This window comes from Streptomyces sp. NBC_00203, from assembly GCF_045206325.1.
In the GTDB taxonomy this organism is placed as follows: Bacteria; Actinomycetota; Actinomycetes; order Streptomycetales; family Streptomycetaceae; genus Streptomyces; species Streptomyces lutosisoli.
Map to the genome: position 1 here is coordinate 6,341,431 of NZ_CP108126.1, position 17,087 is coordinate 6,358,517.

General features: G+C 70.8%; 18 protein-coding genes and 1 tRNA gene. 15 read left to right on the forward strand and 4 right to left on the reverse strand.

The window, feature by feature from the left end; all coding sequences use genetic code 11:
• From OG975_RS28410 to OG975_RS28455, 10 genes are all read left to right on the forward strand, one after another.
• Entirely contained in the window at nucleotides 1-711 is a 711-nt protein-coding gene (locus OG975_RS28410) for a 4Fe-4S binding protein (RefSeq protein WP_406332226.1), read from the forward strand.
• On the forward strand, nucleotides 708-1,412 hold the full coding sequence (locus OG975_RS28415) for an NADH-quinone oxidoreductase subunit J (protein ID WP_406332227.1): 705 nt from the start codon (nucleotides 708-710) through the stop codon (nucleotides 1,410-1,412). Before OG975_RS28410 ends, OG975_RS28415 begins: the two co-directional genes overlap by 4 nt.
• Entirely contained in the window at nucleotides 1,412-1,786 is a 375-nt protein-coding gene (nuoK, locus tag OG975_RS28420; RefSeq protein ID WP_327430908.1) for an NADH-quinone oxidoreductase subunit NuoK, read from the forward strand. Before OG975_RS28415 ends, nuoK begins: the two co-directional genes overlap by 1 nt.
• Nucleotides 1,783-3,780, forward strand: coding sequence for an NADH-quinone oxidoreductase subunit L (locus OG975_RS28425; protein WP_406332228.1), 1,998 nt, complete (start codon nucleotides 1,783-1,785; stop codon nucleotides 3,778-3,780). Before nuoK ends, OG975_RS28425 begins: the two co-directional genes overlap by 4 nt.
• 6 nt (nucleotides 3,781-3,786) lie before the next feature.
• The gene (locus tag OG975_RS28430) at nucleotides 3,787-5,364 is read left to right on the forward strand and encodes an NADH-quinone oxidoreductase subunit M (protein WP_406332229.1); all 1,578 of its coding nucleotides are present in this window, start codon (nucleotides 3,787-3,789) and stop codon (nucleotides 5,362-5,364) included.
• On the forward strand, nucleotides 5,361-6,860 hold the full coding sequence (locus OG975_RS28435) for an NADH-quinone oxidoreductase subunit N (RefSeq protein WP_406332230.1): 1,500 nt from the start codon (nucleotides 5,361-5,363) through the stop codon (nucleotides 6,858-6,860). The genes OG975_RS28430 and OG975_RS28435 overlap by 4 nt, the downstream gene beginning before the upstream one ends.
• A gap of 222 nt (nucleotides 6,861-7,082) precedes the next feature.
• Entirely contained in the window at nucleotides 7,083-7,946 is an 864-nt protein-coding gene (gene htpX, locus OG975_RS28440) for a zinc metalloprotease HtpX (protein WP_327430912.1), read from the forward strand.
• A complete protein-coding gene (locus tag OG975_RS28445) occupies nucleotides 7,943-8,335 on the forward strand; it encodes a YccF domain-containing protein (protein WP_406332231.1) in 393 nt (130 codons plus the stop codon). Before htpX ends, OG975_RS28445 begins: the two co-directional genes overlap by 4 nt.
• Before the next feature lie 33 nt (nucleotides 8,336-8,368).
• The gene (locus tag OG975_RS28450; protein ID WP_406332233.1) at nucleotides 8,369-9,511 is read left to right on the forward strand and encodes a barstar family protein; all 1,143 of its coding nucleotides are present in this window, start codon (nucleotides 8,369-8,371) and stop codon (nucleotides 9,509-9,511) included.
• Between the two features lie 51 nt (nucleotides 9,512-9,562).
• A complete protein-coding gene (locus OG975_RS28455; protein ID WP_406332234.1) occupies nucleotides 9,563-10,129 on the forward strand; it encodes an SMI1/KNR4 family protein in 567 nt (188 codons plus the stop codon).
• 160 nt (nucleotides 10,130-10,289) lie between these two features.
• On the opposite strand, the gene OG975_RS28460 is transcribed toward OG975_RS28455, so the two are convergent.
• Nucleotides 10,290-11,534: an APC family permease gene (locus OG975_RS28460; protein ID WP_406332235.1), complete on the reverse strand. Its 1,245-nt coding sequence runs from the start codon at nucleotides 11,532-11,534 to the stop codon at nucleotides 10,290-10,292.
• 191 nt (nucleotides 11,535-11,725) lie between these two features.
• Between OG975_RS28460 and OG975_RS28465 the strand changes: the two genes are divergently transcribed.
• Entirely contained in the window at nucleotides 11,726-11,992 is a 267-nt protein-coding gene (locus OG975_RS28465) for a GlsB/YeaQ/YmgE family stress response membrane protein (protein WP_406332236.1), read from the forward strand.
• A gap of 123 nt (nucleotides 11,993-12,115) precedes the next feature.
• On the opposite strand, the gene OG975_RS28470 is transcribed toward OG975_RS28465, so the two are convergent.
• Entirely contained in the window at nucleotides 12,116-12,604 is a 489-nt protein-coding gene (locus tag OG975_RS28470) for a YajQ family cyclic di-GMP-binding protein (protein ID WP_028805132.1), read from the reverse strand.
• Between the two features lie 202 nt (nucleotides 12,605-12,806).
• Here OG975_RS28470 and OG975_RS28475 point away from each other — a divergent pair.
• The 3 genes from OG975_RS28475 (at nucleotide 12,807) to OG975_RS28485 (ending at nucleotide 13,587) form a co-directional block, all read left to right on the forward strand.
• Nucleotides 12,807-12,888 (forward strand) — tRNA-Tyr (locus tag OG975_RS28475).
• Nucleotides 12,889-13,175: 287 nt separating this feature from the next.
• Complete coding sequence (locus tag OG975_RS28480) at nucleotides 13,176-13,370, forward strand: hypothetical protein (protein ID WP_406332237.1); 195 nt, start codon at nucleotides 13,176-13,178, stop codon at nucleotides 13,368-13,370.
• A gap of 4 nt (nucleotides 13,371-13,374) precedes the next feature.
• Complete coding sequence (locus OG975_RS28485; RefSeq protein ID WP_406332238.1) at nucleotides 13,375-13,587, forward strand: hypothetical protein; 213 nt, start codon at nucleotides 13,375-13,377, stop codon at nucleotides 13,585-13,587.
• A 120-nt stretch (nucleotides 13,588-13,707) separates the two neighbouring features.
• Here the strand turns inward: OG975_RS28485 and OG975_RS28490 are convergent, their stop codons facing one another.
• Nucleotides 13,708-14,364, reverse strand: coding sequence for an SDR family oxidoreductase (locus OG975_RS28490; protein WP_406332240.1), 657 nt, complete (start codon nucleotides 14,362-14,364; stop codon nucleotides 13,708-13,710).
• Nucleotides 14,365-14,429: 65 nt separating this feature from the next.
• On the opposite strand from OG975_RS28490, the gene OG975_RS28495 reads away from it, so the two are divergent.
• Nucleotides 14,430-15,542, forward strand: a complete 1,113-nt coding sequence (locus tag OG975_RS28495) for a hypothetical protein (protein ID WP_406332241.1) — start codon at nucleotides 14,430-14,432, stop codon at nucleotides 15,540-15,542.
• A gap of 176 nt (nucleotides 15,543-15,718) precedes the next feature.
• On the opposite strand, the gene OG975_RS28500 is transcribed toward OG975_RS28495, so the two are convergent.
• Entirely contained in the window at nucleotides 15,719-16,969 is a 1,251-nt protein-coding gene (locus OG975_RS28500) for an amidohydrolase family protein (protein ID WP_406332242.1), read from the reverse strand.
• Nucleotides 16,970-17,087 lie beyond the last annotated feature (118 nt).

Consider the following 17,087-nt stretch of genomic DNA (forward strand, 5'->3'; position numbering starts at 1 on the left):
ATGGCCCCCATTCCTGGCTCCGGCCTCGCCAAGGGCCTGGCCGTCACCCTCCGCACGATGACGAAGAAGACCGTCACCGCGCAGTACCCGGACGCCCAGCCCGAACTCCCGCCCCGCACCCGCGGTGTCATCGGCCTCTTCGAGGAGAACTGCACGGTCTGCATGCTGTGCGCCCGCGAGTGCCCGGACTGGTGCATCTACATCGACTCCCACAAGGAGACGGTCCCGCCCGCCGCCCCCGGTGGCCGTGAGCGCAGCCGCAACGTCCTCGACCGCTTCGCCATCGACTTCTCCCTCTGCATGTACTGCGGTATCTGCATCGAGGTCTGCCCCTTCGACGCCCTCTTCTGGTCCCCGGAGTTCGAGTACGCCGAGACCGACATCCGCGAACTCACCCACGAACGCGACAAGCTCCGCGAGTGGATGTGGACCGTCCCGGCCCCGCCGGCCCTCGACCCCGCCGCCGAGGAACCGAAGGAACTGACCGCCGCCCGCAAAACCGCCGAAAAGCTCGCCGCCGAGGCGACCGCGTCAGCGGAGGCATCGGAGCCGGCCGAACAGCCGGCCCAGACCGAGCCCCCAGCCCAGACCCAGGCTCCCGCCCAGGCCGAGCCCCCGGCTACGGGCACGTCCGAGCCTGCCAAGCCTTCCGAGTCGGCCAAGCCTTCCGAGCCCGCCAAGCCCTCCGACCCACAGGACGGTGAGTCGTGAGCCTCGCAGCAGCAACGGCCGCCGCGGCACGGGCCACGACCACCGCCGTCGCCGCCGAAAGCCACGGCTTCCTCTCCCCGACCGGCGTCGAGATCGCCTTCCTCCTCGTCGGTCTGGTCACCTTCGGCGCGGCGATCGTCACCGTCACCACCAAGCAGCTGGTGCACGCCGCCCTGTGGCTGGTGGTGACGCTCGGCGGTCTCGCCGTCGAGTACCTCCTGCTCACGGCCGAGTTCATCGCCTGGGTGCAGGTCCTTATCTACGTCGGTTCCGTCGTCGTCCTCCTCCTGTTCGGTCTGATGCTCACCAAGGCCCCCATCGGCCGCTCGCCGGACGCCGACTCCGGCAACCGCTGGGCCGCCCTGACCGTGGCCGGCGCCTCGGCCGCCGCCCTGGTGTGGGTCGTCGTCGACGCCTTCCGCACGACCTGGGTCGACCTGGGCGGCGCCGCCGCCGGCTCCACCGAGGTGACCGGAGCGAGCCTCTTCCAGAGCTGGGTCCTCCCCTTCGAAGCGCTCTCCGTCCTCCTCCTCGCCGCCCTGGTCGGCGCGATCGTCCTCTCCCGCAAGGCCGCCGCGGACAAGGCCACACCGGCCCTCCCGACGCCGGGCACGCCGTCGGGCACCCTGCCCCCGAGCCGCACCGCCGGCGGCGCGACGGCCCCCGGCGAGCAGCCCCCGGCCAAGGAAGGGACCCGCTGATGCACCTCGCCTATCCCGCCGTGCTCTCCGCCCTCCTGTTCTGCACGGGCCTGTACGGAGTCCTCGCGCGCCGCAACGCGATCCTGGTCCTGATGTCCGTCGAGCTGATGCTCAACGCCGTCAACCTGAACCTCGTCGCCTTCGACGTCTGGCTGTCCAAGACCGCCCGCGACACGCTCCACTCCGGCCAGGCACTGACCCTGTTCACCATCGCCATCGCCGCCGCCGAGATCGGCATCGGCCTGGCGATCGTGCTCTCCGTGTACCGGGGCCGCGGCACCTCGGACATCGACAAGCTCCGCGACAGCGCCGAGCCGCACGGCCCTGAAGGAGCCACCGCCACGGCAGACGAGAAGGCTGAGGCCACCGCGTGACCACGACCACCCTCGCCGTCCTCGTCCCCCTCCTTCCGTTCCTGGGCGCCGCGGCCGGACTCCTCCTCGGCCGCACGGCTCCCGGCTTCGTACGCCCCCTCGCCGTTCTGCCGCCCCTCACCTCGCTCGTCCTCGCCGTGCTGGTCGCGGTACGCCAGGGCGGCGGCGGCCAGGCCATCGACGCCTCCACCGAACTGACCCCGACCGGCTCGATCCCCATCGAACTCGCCCTGCACATCGACGGCTTCGCCGCCCTTGTCGCCGTGCTCGTCGGCGTCGTGGCCACCTGCGTGCAGATCTACTCGACGGGCTATCTGCGCGACGACCCGCGCTACCCCTCGTACGCCGCTCTCGTCTCCCTCTTCACCTCCGCGATGCTGCTCGTCGTCTACTCCGGCGACCTGATCGTGCTGCTGGTCGGCTGGGAAGTCATGGGCATCTGCTCGTACTTCCTGGTCGGCCACTACTGGGAGACCCCCGAGGCCCGCGCCGCCTCGATCAAGGCCTTCCTGGTCACCAAGCTCGGCGACGTCCCCTTCCTCATCGGTCTGTTCGCCCTCGCCACCGACGCCGGGTCCTTCCAGATCACCACGGTCCTCGACACCGTCGCGAGCGGCGGACTGCACCATCCGACACTGATCGCCCTGCTGCTTCTGGCCGGTGTGGCGGGCAAGTCGGCGCTGTTCCCGCTGCACACCTGGCTCCCCGACGCGATGGCGGGCCCCACGCCCGTCTCCGCGCTGATCCACGCCGCGACGATGGTCGCCGCCGGTATCTACTTCGTCGCCCGGCTCCTTCCCGTCTTCCAGGCCTCCTCGGCCGCGATGGTCGTCCTCGCCGTCATGGCCGCCGTCACGATGGCCGGTTCGGGGCTCGCCGCGCTCGCCCAGGACGACATCAAGCGCGTCCTCGCGTACTCGACCATCGGCCAGCTCGGCTACATGGCCGGCGCCCTCGCCGTCGGCGACCGCGGTGCCGCCGTCTTCCACCTCCTCGCCCACGGCGCCTTCAAGGCGCTGCTGTTCCTCGCCGCGGGCGTGATCATCCACGCCTCCGGCACCAACTCGCTGGCCGTCATGACCCGTATGAAGGACCTGCGCGCCCGCGTCCCCGACGCCTACTGGACGATGACCGTGGCGCTGCTTGCGCTCGCCGCGATCCCGCCGTTCAGCGGCTTCTTCTCCAAGGAGGCCGTCCTCGGCGCCGCCGAGCACGTCGCCACCGGCCACACCGAGCACGCCCCCGGCGCCGCGGGCTGGATCGTCCTCGTCGCCGGCCTGATCACCGCCGTGCTCACCGCCGCGTACGCCACCCGCCTGTGGCTGCTCGCCTTCCGCGGCCGGGGCGCCGAGGCTCCCGACCACGGCAGGCAGCCGCTCACCATGACGGTCGTGCTGTGGGTCCTCGCCGTCCCGTCGCTCGCCTTCGGTCTGGCGTACGGCCCGCTGCCCGACTGGTTCGACGGCCGCGACCTGACACCGGTCCTCACCACCTCCGTCCTCGGCACGGGGCTCGCCCTGGTCGGCGGACTCGTCACCTACGGCGCCTGGCGGCACACCAGCGCGATGGCAGCAGCCCGCGTACCGATGGGTGCGGTCGTGGCCCACCCCGACGCCGACGCCGGAGCGGTCGAGGCCGAGGCCATCGCGCTCCACGAGCAGGCGTTCGGAGACGTGGCCTACGCCGCCGACCCTGCGGATCCGGGCCGGCTGCTGCTCGGCCCGCTGCACCGCCACGCGGCTGTCGGCTTCCACCTCGACGCCGTGTACACGGCGCTGTTCGTCCGCCCGGTCCAGGCCGGAGCCGTACTCGTCCGGTTCCTCGACCGCGAGGTCGTCGACACCTACGTACGCGGTGCGGGCGCCCTACCCCGCTGGCTGGGCGCCGCCGTACGGCGTGCCCAGACCGGCAATGTGCAGACCTATGTGAGCGCGCTGCTCGCCGGCACCGTCGTCCTGGTGGTCGCCGCCCTCCTCGTCGCCACGGGAGCGTGAGCAGGCGTGATCGATATCAGTGAATCCGTGATGCAGATCCTTCTGGCATTCATCGTCGTCGGCCCGCTCATCGGCGCCGCCGCGGCTCTTCTGCCGGCCCCGCCCGGGCTGAAAGGGAAGTCGCCCGAGCAGGCCGTGCTGCGGCACGGTGTGACCGTGACCGGCGCGGTGCTCATCGCCGCGATCGTCCTCGCGCTCGGCTTCGACCACGACCAACCGTCGAAGATGCAGGCCACGACGGACATCAGCTGGATCCCCGCACTCGACGTGCGAATCCACCTCGGCGTCGACGGCATTTCCCTCCCCCTTCTGGTCCTGACCGCGCTGCTGACCTTCCTCTGCGCGCTGTACTCCTACTTCAAGATGCCCGCGGGCCCGACCCCGAAGGCGTTCGTCGCACTCGTCCTCGTGCTCGAGTCCGGCACCCTCGCGACCTTCGCCGTCCTCGATCTGCTGCTGTTCTTCCTCGCGTTCGAGATGGTGCTCATCCCGATGTACTTCCTCATCGCCCGCTGGGGCGGTGCGCAACGGCAGGCCGCGGCCTGGAAGTTCATCCTCTTCACCCTGCTCGGTTCGGTCGTCATGCTGCTGGGCCTGCTCCTGATCGGAATCAAGGCGGGCACATTCGACATGGTGGCACTCGCCACTGACAACGGCCGGTCGCTGACCACATCCGTGCAGGTCATCGCCGTTTTGTCGATCGGAATCGGGCTGGCGGTCAAGACGCCGATGTGGCCGCTGCACAGCTGGCTGCCGGACGCCCACACCGCCGCGCCCACCGTCGGCTCGGTCCTGCTGGCCGGCGTGCTGCTGAAGATGGGTACGTACGGGTTCGTGCGGATTCTGCTGCCGATCGCGCCCGACGGGATGCGGACCTTCGCGCCGTACCTCGCCGCCTTCGCCGTGGTCGGGATCATCTACGGATCCCTGGCCTGCCTGGCCCTCGCCAAGCAGGGCGCGAAGGGCGATCTCAAGCGGCTCATCGCCTACTCGTCCGTCGGTCACATGGGCTTCGTACTGCTCGGCATCGCGACCATGACCCCGACCGGCGTGAACGGCGCGCTGTTCGCCAACATCGCCCACGGCCTCATCACCGGCCTCCTCTTCTTCCTCGTCGGCGCGCTCAAGGACCGCACGGGCACGACCGACCTCGACACCCTCGCCGAGGAGACCGGCGCCGCGCTCTACGCCAGGACCCCGCGCCTCGGCGGCCTGCTCGCCTTCGGCGCCGTCGCCTCGCTCGGGCTGCCGGGCCTCGCCGGGTTCTGGGGCGAAATGCTGGCGCTGTTCGGCGCGTTCAAGCCCGCCGGCGACCTCAGCCGCCCCGCGTTCCTCACCTTCATGGCGATCGCCGCCTTCGGCACACTGCTCACCGCCGCGTACATGCTCGCCGTCGTACGCCGCGTCTGCATGGGCGCCACCCCGCAACAGGGGAGCCCGCAGCTCGCCGACGTCCAGAGCTACGAGTTCGCGGCCTGGACGCCGCTCGTCGCCCTCACCGTCGTCGCCGGCCTCTGGCCCAAGGCCCTCCTCGGCCTGACCGATCCGGCCGTTCAGCAGCTCCTCGCAGGAGGCACCCGATGAGCTCCCTGGTCCAGTCCGTCGACTGGCTCGCCATCGCACCGCCCACCATCGCCGCGGTCGTCGGACTCGTCGTGCTCGTCGCCGACCTCTTCATCGGCGACACGAAGAAGGCGGTGCTGGGCTGGGTGTCGGTGGCCGGACTCGCCGTGTCCGCGCTGATGCTGCTGCCCATCCTGGACGGCGACCGCGCCACCTTCTGTCTGACGGGCGACGCGAACGCCTGCAGCTACACGGCGGACCGGTTCACGCTCGTCATCCAGTTCCTGGTTCTCGGCGGTGCCCTCCTGACGGCCCTGCTGTCGGTCACCGCTCTGAAGGACGCCAACAGGGAACTCCCCGAAGGGGAGTTCTGGTTCCTGCTGCTCTCCTCGGCCGCGGGCGCCGCCCTGCTGCCCGCCTCCCGCGATCTCGCGACCCTCATCGTCGCCCTGGAAGTCGCCTCCCTGCCCGCCTTCGCGCTCGTCGGCATCAAGCGCGGCGACAAGAAGTCCTCCGAAGCGGCCCTGAAGTTCTTCCTGTCCTCCGTCACCGCGACCGCCGTGAGCCTGATGGGCGTCAGCTTCGTCTACGCGACCACCGGCACCCTGTACCTCACCCAGATCGCGGACAAGATCCAGCACGTCGACGGACAGTTCCACACGCTCGCCCAGGCGGGCGTCGTCCTCACCCTCATCGGCTTCGCCTTCAAGACGGCCGCCGTGCCCTTCCACTTCTGGGTGCCCGACACCTACGTAGGGGCGCCTTTGCCGATCGCCGCCTACTTGTCCGTCGTCGGCAAGGCGGTCGGCTTCTCCGGGCTGATCCTCGTCACCGTCGTCGCCTTCCCGTCGTACGCGGACGCCTGGGGTCCGGCGCTCGCCGCGCTGGCCGCCCTCACCATGACGGTGGGCAACGTGGGTGCCCTGCGACAGCAGGCCACGCGCGCGTACAGCGCGGTACGCCTGCTCGCCTGGTCCTCCGTCGGCCAGGCCGGCTACCTCCTGGTGCCGATCGCGGCCGCCGCCTACTCCAAGGACGCCGAGAACGCCATCGGCTCCACCGTGGCGTACGCCCTGATGTACGCCGTTGTGAACCTGGGCGCCTTCGCCGTGGCGGCCCTCGTCGGCCGTACGAGCCCCCTGAACCGCATCAGCGACTACCGGGGCCTCTACGCCGCGAGCCCCCTCTCGGCGCTGGTCCTCGGCTTCTTCCTGCTCTGCCTCGCGGGCCTGCCGCCGGGCATCATCGGCCTCTTCGCCAAGGTCACCGTGTTCTCGGCGGCCGTCGACGCGGGGCTCGGCTGGCTGGCCGTGGTCATGGCCGTCAATGTCGTGATCGCGCTCTTCTACTACCTCCAGTGGACGACACTCCTCTTCCGCGCCCCCGAGGGCGAACCCGCGGAGCACCGCGTCCCGGCCCCGCTGACGGCCGCGATCGCCCTGACAGCCGTCCTGGGGGTCGTCCTCTCCGGGGCACCCCAGCTGGTCCTGCGCTTCTCGGCGACCAGCCTCTTCTGATCGTTCCGCAGGACCGGCCCCCAAGAAACACCTCGCAAAACACCCCGCGCGCGCGTGGCCGCCGTCCGCCATCACCCGGACGGCCTACGCGCGCCGGTGCGCGCACAAGGGAACTAGTGCTCCCCGTCTGGCGTTGACCAGTACGGGAGGGTCCACTGAAGAGTGGAAGCAGAGCATCAGCAGGCAAAGGGTTCCCCTGCCGCACCACTTGGAGGGCGTACCGTGCACCGCCGGCACAACGGGCTCAGGACCGCCGTACTCCTCGGGGGACTGTCCGCACTCATCATCGTCATCGGCAGTTTCTTCGGGCGTACCGGTCTCATCGTCGCGCTGTTCATCGCGATCGGGACGAACGCGTACGCGTACTGGAACAGCGACAAGCTGGCTCTACGCGCGATGCGCGCGCGCCCGGTGAGCGAATTCGAGGCCCCGGCCCTGTACCGCATGGTCCGCGAGCTCTCCACTCAGGCCCGTCAGCCCATGCCACGTCTGTACATCTCGCCGACGGAAGCGCCGAACGCCTTCGCGACAGGCCGCAACCCCCGCAACGCGGCCGTGTGCTGCACCGAAGGCATCCTGCGTCTGCTGGACGAGCGTGAGCTGCGCGGTGTCATCGGCCACGAGCTCAGCCACGTCTACAACCGCGACATCCTGATCTCCTCGGTCGCGGGAGCCCTGGCCTCCGTGATCATGTTCCTGGTCAACTTCGCCTGGCTGATCCCGGTCGGCCGGTCGAACGACGACGACGGTCCCGGCATCCTCGGCATGCTGCTCATCATGATCCTGGGCCCGCTCGCCGCATCCGTCATTCAGCTCGCCATCAGCCGCTCCAGGGAGTACGAGGCGGACGCGTCCGGCGCCCAGCTCACCGGCGACCCCCTCGCCCTCGCGAGCGCGCTGCGCAAGCTCGACGCGGGCACCAAGCAGCTGCCGCTGCCCCCGGAGCCGCGCATCGAGACCGCAAGCCACATGATGATCGCGAACCCCTTCCGCCCGGGACAGGGAATGTCGAAGATGTTCTCTACGCATCCGCCGATGGCGGAGCGCATCGCCCGGCTCGAGCAGATGGCAGGTCGTCACAAGTGAAGACAATTCTGAACGTCATTTGGCTCGTCCTGAGCGGCTTCTGGCTGTTCCTCGGGTACTTGGCCGCCGGTGTGCTGCTGTGCATCACCATCATCGGCATTCCCTTCGGCATCGCCGCGTTCCGTATCGGTGTCTACGCCCTGTGGCCGTTCGGCTATACGACGGTGGAGCGCCATGACGCGGGCGCGCCGTCCTGCATCGGCAACGTCCTGTGGTTGGTCCTCGCGGGCTGGTGGCTCGCCCTCGCCCACATCGTCACGGGCATCGCCCTGTGCATCACGATCATCGGCATCCCGTTCGGCATCGCCAACTTCAAGCTCATCCCGGTCTCGCTGCTCCCCCTGGGGCGCGAAATCGTGCGCACGGACCAGCCGTTCGCGACGCGCTAGCGGGTGAGCGCGGGGGTGGAGCCGCCCAGGTACGTGCTCCTTTCGTACGACGCCGAAGCCGAGTTCAACGGCGAGGACGGGTACGAGGAGACGTGGGCCCTGTGCGCCGACGCCGAGGGTCTCTTCGGCGATCCGCCCCCTCCCGCGCGCGGAACGTACGAACTGCTCGGATGTACACCCGGGGGCGAGTTGAGAACCGCCCTCACACGCGCGCGTGCCGAAGGTTCCGCGCCGCTCGGCACCCTCGTTCTGGAAACCCTCGACAAGAAGGGCGAGCGCGTGGGCGTGTGGCTGTGGCAGCTGGACGACGTACGCGTCCTCGGCGACCGCCCGTGCGCGCGTGACCTGTCGCTGCGCGACATCACGATCGAGGCGTCCGAGTCCGAGGACAACGCGTCCGACTATCCGCAGTGCCCGCCGCTCTCCCCGGGCTACCGGATCCTCAGCGCCGACGAAGCCCCGTGGGGCACCTGCAAGGACCTGGCACACGTCCGATATGAACCCGAACTGGCAGAACCCCCGCTGCGGCTGCTCGGCTGCTCCCCTCGCGGAGCCCTCCAGACGGCACTGAACGCGGGCGAGGAGGACCTGGGACACGCGAAGGTGCTCCGACTCGGCGCGCACGGCCGCACCGTCCAGCCGGCCGTAGAGGGCGAACTCACCGCGTGGATCCCGTCAGCGCGCGGCCGCGGCCTGATCGACCTCACCCTCGAACCGTGGTCGGAGCGCCCGCCGAACGCGGCCTCCGAGGTCTGGGACCTGTGGTGGCGGGGCCGCCCGTCCGAGACCGGCCTCTGGGCCCGATGCAGCCCCGAGGGCCGCGACTTCTGGCTCGGCACTGCCCGGGACAACCGCGTACACGGAGAGCCGGACGATCCCCCCGGCGGCACCTACCACCTCGACGGCCGCCACATCATCGACGAGCGCGGCTTCTTCTGCGCGCTCGGCGAAGCGGTGAACGGCCCCGGCGGGTACTTCGGCTGGGGCCTCGATGCCCTCACGGACTGCCTGCGCGGCCGCTGGGGTGCCGAGCCGCCGTTCACGCTCGTCTGGCACGACGCGGACGTCGCCCGCAGCTGCCTCGGCGTCACCCCGCACACCGGCTACCGCCCGCTGACCTTCGAAGAACTGCTCGCCTTCCTCGCCGAAAAGCGCGTCGACGTCCGTCTCGATTGAGGGTTATCCACAGGCTGCCCGATTGTCAGTGGCGCGCTGCATCATGAACCCATGACCGAAATCGAGCAGTTGCTGGCACGGGTCGCTTCCGAGGCCCGTAACACCCGCCCGTGGGGCTGGCCTTCGCTCCCCGAGCCCGTGGACGAGGCCGCGCTCTCCCGCGCCGAGACCGCCCTCGGCTTCGCCCTGCCTCCCCTGCTCGCCGCGCTCTACCTGCGTATAGGGGACGGCGGATTCGGTCCGGAATACGGCCTGTTGCCCCTGCTGGACAGCCCTCCGTCGGGCGAGCCGGCGGTCGTTCCGCAGTACCTCGCCAACCGCGAGAGCGGCCGCAAGGACCCCGACTGGCCCTGGCCCGAGGGCGTCCTGCCGATATCCCACTGGGGCTGCGGAATGTATGCGTGCGTGGACTGCCAGAGCCCCGAGGGCCGGGTCCTGCTCTTCGAGCCGAACGCCGACGGGGCCGACGACGCCTGGTACGTGGACGCACCCGATCTGGCGACCTGGCTGCACACCTGGCTCGACGGCGCGGGATGGTACGAGGAGTCCAACGACGGCATGGACATGGACCCTTGGCCCGACTTCCGCATACGCACGGCGGCGACACAGGCCTCCTAGCCCACCGTCCTGCCTACGGCGGAGCGGCACGAGGGCGCGGAAGCGGGCCACACCGTCGGCGCCGACGGTGGCGTACCGCGACCCCGTCGTCGGCTCAGAGGTGACGCGCCCGCGACTCCGTCGTCGAGACAGGCGGTGGCGCGCCCGCGACCCGTTGCGGCTACCGCGAAGCCGCCCACCGTCGTACGCCATACGCCGCAGCCCCGACCGCCAGCACAGCCGTGCCCACGACCACGGAAACCACCGGCAGCGCGAACGCCAGCGTCACGCACCCGACGAGTCCGACCACCGGTACCACCCGCGTAACCAGGGCCGAACTCAGCGTCCAGGCGGACGCGTTGGCCACCGCGTAGTACGCCAGCACACCGAAGGAGGAGAACCCGATCGCGCCCCGCACATCCACCGTCGCGGCCAGCGCGGCGACCACCGCGCCCACGGCCAGTTCTGCCCGGTGCGGCACTTGGAAGCGCGGATGTACGGCGGCCAGGGCGCCCGGCAGATGATGGTCACGGGCCATGGCCAGCGTCGTCCGCGAGACGCCCAGGATCAGGGCGAGCAGTGAGCCGAGCGCGGCCACGGCGGCCCCCACCCGCACCACCGGCACGAGCTCCGGCACACCGGCCGCCCGCACCGCGTCGGCCAGCGGCGCCGAGGCCTGCCCGAGCCCAACCGACCTGAGCACGGAAAGGACAGCCACCGCGACCGCCGCGTACACCACGAGCGCGAGGCCCAGAGCCAAGGGGATCGCGCGCGGGATGGTGCGCGCCGGATCCCGTACCTCCTCACCGAGCGTCGCGATCCGGGCGTACCCGGCGAACGCGAAGAACAGCAGCCCCGCCGCCTGAAGCACCCCGCCCGCGCCGGCGGAGAGCCCGATGTCCAGCCGCCCGGCGTCGGAGGCGCCCGAGCCGAGGCACACGACCACCACGGAAGCGAGGACCGCCAGGACCACCGCCACGATCGCCCGCGTCAGCCAGGCCGACTTCTGTACGCCGCCGTAGTTCACGGCGGTCAGGGCCACCACGGCCGCGACCGCCACCGCGTGCGCCTGCCCCGGCCAGATGTACGCGCCCACGGTGAGCGCCATCGCCGCACAGGAGGCTGTCTTGCCGACGACGAACGACCAGCCCGCCAGATACCCCCAGAAGGCCCCGAGTCGCTCCCGCCCGTACACATACGTGCCACCGGAGGCGGGATACAGGGCCGCCAGCCGCGCCGAGGCCATCGCGTTGCAGTAGGCGACCACGGCGGCGACCGCGAGGCCGAGCAGCAGACCGGATCCGGCCGCCCGCGCCGCGGGGCCCAGCGCCGCGAAGATCCCGGCACCGATCATCGAACCGAGCCCGATGACCACGGCGTCCCCGACGCCAAGAGTGCGCCGCAACTCGGACTCGGACTGTGTCATGGGCCGCACCCTACTGATCAGTGCAACCGACAGGCGCCGAGGAGACGTCCTGCTCTTCAACACGGCACCAACACACGTGCGACCCACGGCAGGCAACATCCGCGCAGGCGCAGGCGGATTCACAGCCCGGCCGGACCGACGTCACAGCGCCGGGACAGCGTGGGCACAGCGCGGAAGGGCAGGTTCAGGGCATGGGCATCATCAGCTGGATCATTCTGGGGCTGCTGGCCGGCGCCATCGCCAAATTCCTGCTGCCGGGACGCGACCCGGGCGGCTTCATCGGAACGACCCTCATCGGCGTCGCCGGCGCGTTCATAGGCGGCTGGATATCAGCCCGCTGGCTGGACCACCCCATCACCAAGCAGTTCTATGACGGAACCACCTGGGCAGCCGCGATCGGCGGTTCGCTCGTCCTGCTGGTCATCTACCGCATCCTGTTCGGCGACTCGCGCCGCTGAGCGCGTACCCCTGAGGCCGCGGCCAGCAGGCGAGAAGGGTGGGCACTTCGGTGCCCACCCTTCCTCGTACGCGCAACGAACCGACCACGGGGGCCGGTTGACGAATCACCGCCGGCGGTCGTTCTACCGGTAGTTCACGAACTGCAGCGCGAAGTCGAAGTCCTTGCCCTTGAGCAGGGCCTGCACGGCCTGCAGGTCGTCACGGCTCTTCGAGCTGACGCGCAGCTCGTCGCCCTGCACCTGTGCCTTCACGCCCTTCGGGCCCTCGTCGCGAATGATCTTCGCCACCTTCTTCGCGTTCTCCTGGGAGATGCCCTCCTCGATCGACGCGAAGATCTTGTACTCCTTGCCGGAGAGCTGGGGCTCACCGGCGTCCAGCGCCTTCAGCGAGATGCCGCGCTTGATCAGCTTGGTCTCGAACACATCGAGGATGGCCTTCACCCGCTCCTCGGAGTTCGCCTCCATCAGGATCTTCTCGCCGGACCAGGAGATGGAGGCGCCGACGTTCTTGAAGTCGTAGCGCTGCGAGATCTCCTTGGCGGCCTGGTTGAGGGCGTTGTCGACCTCCTGCCGCTCGACCTTCGAGACGATGTCGAAACTGGAGTCGGCCATGTCCTGTGGCTCCTTGTATCGGGGTGCGTAGGGGCGGCCGTCGAGCCCGGCGTAGGCCCCCGGCCGCATCCGCATAAGCCTAGCCACCCCCCTCCCCCCAAGCGTCGATCAATTGGGTGGCGAAGCACCCCCGAGCATCAGGTATCGTTTACGTCGTTGCCACGGAGCACCGCCCCAAAGCGGGTCTCACGGCAGCAACCCCGGCGGTGTGCCCGAGCGGCCAAAGGGAGCAGACTGTAAATCTGCCGGCTCAGCCTTCCCAGGTTCGAATCCTGGCGCCGCCACATGAAGGTAGACCCCCTCCGAACTGCGATTCCGTAGTTCGGAGGGGGTTTCTTCATGTGCGGGGTCCTATTCGGTTGGCGACGCTCGTGGGCGGTCGGGATCCTCTCCCGCATGGCCAACTGGGCAACCTTCGTCGTCGTGTCGGACGACGGCGGTCATGAGGTGTACGAATCCCGCTTCGGAGTGGTCGGACTCGATATCGATCTGTCCGCGGGGCCCGGGGCCGTGCTGCCGTTCATCCGTGCCAAGAGTCGGGTGGAGGGCCCATGGCGGGACGACACCACGTGTGAAGGGTCGGCGGTGGCCCGGCTGGACCGTCGAGTGGCGGCGGGGCCGGTGGGACGAGCACGTGCGCGCCGCGAACGGCCTGTTCGTGCCGCCGTCGGTCCGCATGCTCCGTGCCCGTGCGGAGATCCGGGAGGAGGCGCGCCGTCACTGGAGCCGCACCCCGATACGACCCGCCGCCCACGGGGCACACTGATCCCATGTCATCGCGTCGCAGGAACTGCCCCGAGTGCCGTCGGGAGATCGCCGTCGTCGCGGGGCGGTTCGCTCGGCATGATCCGCCGGGTGCGCGGGGGAGCGGGGAGCTGGTCTCGTGTCCGGGGTCGCGCCGACAGACGCAGCTCGGGGCGGCTCAGCCGGCGCTGGACGGGTACGCCGTTCCGGAGTTCCCCGGGCAGCTTCCGCTGTTCTGACCGGCCGGGCACCCGACCAGGCACCCGACCAGGCACCCGACCGGGCACGCCCTTGGCATTGCATGCCACGAACCCCGCGCCCGCTCCTCGCCCCTTGGCTTCCCCCTGGCTCCTCGCCGCCTAGTTCCCCGCCACCGCCTTGACCGCCACCGAGATCGGTGTCGAGCCGCTGATCAGTTCCAGGGTCAGGCCGGCTGTCGCCGGGGTGTCCACCAGTTCGGCGAGGGCCGCGGCGACGTCGTCGCGGGGAATGGCTCCGCGGCCCGTGGAGGCCTCCAGTCGTACGAGGCCGGTGCCGGCGTCGTCGATCAGGCTGCCGGGGCGCAGGATCGTCCAGTCCAGGCCCGTACGACCGCGAACGTACTCGTCGGCCTCGCCCTTGGCACGCAGATACGCGTCGAAGACGTCGTCGCCCGGGTGCGCCGGGTCCGCGCCCATCGAGGAGACGACCACGTGACGGCGTACGCCCGCGCGTTCCGCCGCGTCCGCGAACAGGACGGCGGCGCCCCGGTCCACCGTGCTCTTGCGGGCCACGCCGCTGCCCGGGCCCGCGCCCGCCGCGAAGACGGCCGCGTCCGCGCCCTGCAGATGCGCGGCGACCTCCTCCACCGAGGCCGACTCCAGATCGCACAGGACCGGCTCGGCGCCGGCCGCCCGCAGATCGTCGCCCTGTTCGGCGCGGCGGATGATCCCCGCGACCTCGTCGCCGCGCGCGGCGAGCAGCCGCTCCAGCCGCAGCGCGATCTGACCATGACCTCCAGCGATGACAATGCGCATGTTTCCGACCGTACGCCCGGACGGACGCGTTCGCCGCACAACCCTGTGGACAACTCGTGTGTCACATGTGTGATCAATCGAATGAGCGAACGAGGGGATGTCGTGCGAACCCGCGCGGCATCGCAGAGGAGACCATCATCACCGCCATACGCAAGACCGTCACCGCGGCCGGCTGCGCCGCCGTCCTGCTCGCCACGGCGGCCGCCTGCGGCACGGTCCAGAACCTCACCGCCGGGCAGAAGGTGGACCACGCCGTCGACCGGCTCGGCGAACAGAAGTCGCTCGCCTTCCAGTTGGACCTCGACGCGGACTCCGACGCGCTCACCGCGCTGGCGGGCGACTCCGGCTCGGACGATGCCATCCCGCCGGAGGCCGCGAAGTTCCTCACCGGGCTGCGCGTCGACGTCGCCGTCAAGTCGAAGAAGCCGCTGGCGGATTCGGGCGAGAAGGACCTCATCGGTACGAGCATGAAGATCACGGGGGCCGACGGCGTCCTGGTCGAGTACCGGATCGTCGGCGACTTCACGTACTACCGCGTCGACATGAAGGCCGTCGGCGAGGCGATGGGCGTTCCCATGCCGACCGCCGACGAACTCCCGGACAGCGAGAAGGAGTTCAAGCACGTCCTCGAAGGCGACTGGGTGAAGATGAACACCCGCGACCTGGAGAAGGCCCAGAAGTCCTCGCAGGGCTCCGCGAAGGGAGCAGACAGCGCCGGCGACGTCGACGCCAAGACCCAGCGGAAGATCGTCAAGGCCGTGCGCGGTGTCATCGCCCACGACGTCACCTTCCGTGCCAAGGACGGCAGCGACGGCACCGAACACGTCATCGCCAGCGGCAACTTCCGTACCCTGATCAGGGGCGTCTTCGACAAGCTCCGGCCGCTGCAGGGCGACCTTCCGGCGGGCGCGGACCTCCCCTCGGACAAGGACCTCAAGGACGCCCCGAACAAGAAGGTCGCCGTCGACTTCACGCTGAAGAACGGCGACCTCACCCAGGTCAAGGTCGACCTCGCCCTCCTCGCCGAGGACCCGAAGGCCACCAAGCTGCCGCTGGTCCTGAAGTTCTCCAAGGCGGGCGACATCAGCGCGCCGGCGGGGGCCACGGAGATCCCCGCGGACAAGATGCCCGGGGGCAGCCCCCTCGGCGGCGGGCTGTTGGGCGGCAGCGAGCTCTGAGGACCCCGGCCCGCCGGTGGCACCAGCGGGTCATCACCGGGCACGCGCGCGTGGACGTTACGACGCGTGGACGTACGAGTGGACGTACAAAAGCATCCACGCGCGCGTGACGGCCTTTAGTGGCCCTCCACGCGCGCGTGGAGGGCCACTAAAGGCCGCTTCCCGTAACCGCTCTCCTATGACGGCTCTCCCCGCCCCTGCCGAGGCAACTCCATCCCCGCCGCGGCCGCCGAGTTGCAGTACTCCCGCACCGCGCTGGTCCGCGCCACCACGCGCCCCCGGTGCACCACGATCCGGCTGTACGCCAACGACAGCGCCCCCGCGAGCCGGTCCCCGCGCACGGCGAGCAACTCGGCCGGAAATCCAGCCTCCACGCGCACCTCGGGCAGTCCGAGCGCGGCCCGGGCGGCACAACTCACCGCGTCGTAGGCGTCCTCGGGCCGCAGCCCGTACCGCGAGGCCAGCAGATACGCGGCCTCCAGCGGGTCGCCGCGCCCCACCGGGTTCGATACGTCGCGCAGGGCGCCACTGCCCGCCGCGACCCGTACCCCGGCCGCCCGCAGCAGCCGTACGGGAGCGGTCCCGCGCCGTTCCACGGCCCCGCAGTCGCCCTGCGGCAGGCACACCACGGTCACGCCCGCCGCGGCGAGCTGATCGGCTGCCCGGGAGGCCGCCGCGGAGGGCAGCCGGCCGAGCCCGCCGCACGGGCCGAGCGTCACCCCGGGGCGCAGCCCGCCGGCCATAGCCGCGAGCCGGGCGAGCCGGGCGGGGTCCGCGCCGTCCGTGTGCAGGTCGACCGGGCAGCCGTGCTCGGAGGCGAGCTCCAGGATCGCCTCCACGTACCCCGTCGGATCGGGGTCGGCGTCCGGGCAGCCGCCCACCACGGAGGCGCCCATCTTCACCGCGTCCCGCAGCATGGCCAGTCCGTCGGCCCCGGCCACCCCGGTCAGCACCCGCGGCATCGCCACCGTCGTCAACTCGGCTAGCCCGCGCAGCGAACGGCGCGCCTGGAGCACAGCCGCCAGCGCGTCGAGCCCCTGTACGTCGCCGACGTGCACGTGCGAGCGCAGCGCCGTCGCGCCGTGCCCGAGTTGCAGCAGGGCGGCCTCGGTGGCCCGGCGCTGGACCTCCTGGGCGTCGTACGTGAGGGGGCCGTCGTCCTCGGCCGTCAGGGCCGTGTCGCTGTGGGCGTGCGGCTCGGCCGGGGCCGGCAGGAGGAGGTAGCCGTCGAGGTCCACCTTCGCCGCGAGGGCCCCGGGGGCGCCCCTCGTCAGGCTCCCGGCGGTGCCGACCGCCTCGATCCGTCTGCCGCCCAGCCGCACGTCCACGGTCCGGCCGTCGGTGAGCCGCGCCCCGCACAACAGGAGCGTGGCCGTGTCGGTCTGTCCCGACCGGGAGTGGGGTGGCTGCGGCTGACTGTCGGGCATCGCGCTCCTGGGGCTCGGGGGCGGCTGCGGGAGGGGCGACTGCGGAGCGTGAGGACACAAGATCACGCAGCGTGAGTCGAGCCTAGGGCGGCGATCCGTCCGCGTCGGGGAGGAGCGC

Bases quoted from the DNA above. Each gene is read 5' to 3' on its own strand.
- OG975_RS28410 (WP_406332226.1), top strand. From the start codon at position 1: ATGGCCCCCATTCCTGGCTCCGGCCTCGCCAAGGGCCTGGCCGTCACC.
- nuoK (WP_327430908.1), top strand. From the start codon at position 1,412: ATGCACCTCGCCTATCCCGCCGTGCTCTCCGCCCTCCTGTTCTGCACG.
- OG975_RS28435 (WP_406332230.1), top strand. From the start codon at position 5,361: ATGAGCTCCCTGGTCCAGTCCGTCGACTGGCTCGCCATCGCACCGCCC.
- OG975_RS28455 (WP_406332234.1), top strand. From the start codon at position 9,563: ATGACCGAAATCGAGCAGTTGCTGGCACGGGTCGCTTCCGAGGCCCGT.
- OG975_RS28460 (WP_406332235.1), bottom strand. From the start codon at position 11,534: ATGACACAGTCCGAGTCCGAGTTGCGGCGCACTCTTGGCGTCGGGGAC.
- OG975_RS28465 (WP_406332236.1), top strand. From the start codon at position 11,726: ATGGGCATCATCAGCTGGATCATTCTGGGGCTGCTGGCCGGCGCCATC.
- OG975_RS28470 (WP_028805132.1), bottom strand. From the start codon at position 12,604: ATGGCCGACTCCAGTTTCGACATCGTCTCGAAGGTCGAGCGGCAGGAG.
- OG975_RS28485 (WP_406332238.1), top strand. From the start codon at position 13,375: ATGTCATCGCGTCGCAGGAACTGCCCCGAGTGCCGTCGGGAGATCGCC.
- OG975_RS28490 (WP_406332240.1), bottom strand. From the start codon at position 14,364: ATGCGCATTGTCATCGCTGGAGGTCATGGTCAGATCGCGCTGCGGCTG.
- OG975_RS28495 (WP_406332241.1), top strand. From the start codon at position 14,430: ATGTGTGATCAATCGAATGAGCGAACGAGGGGATGTCGTGCGAACCCG.
- OG975_RS28500 (WP_406332242.1), bottom strand. From the start codon at position 16,969: ATGCCCGACAGTCAGCCGCAGCCACCCCACTCCCGGTCGGGACAGACC.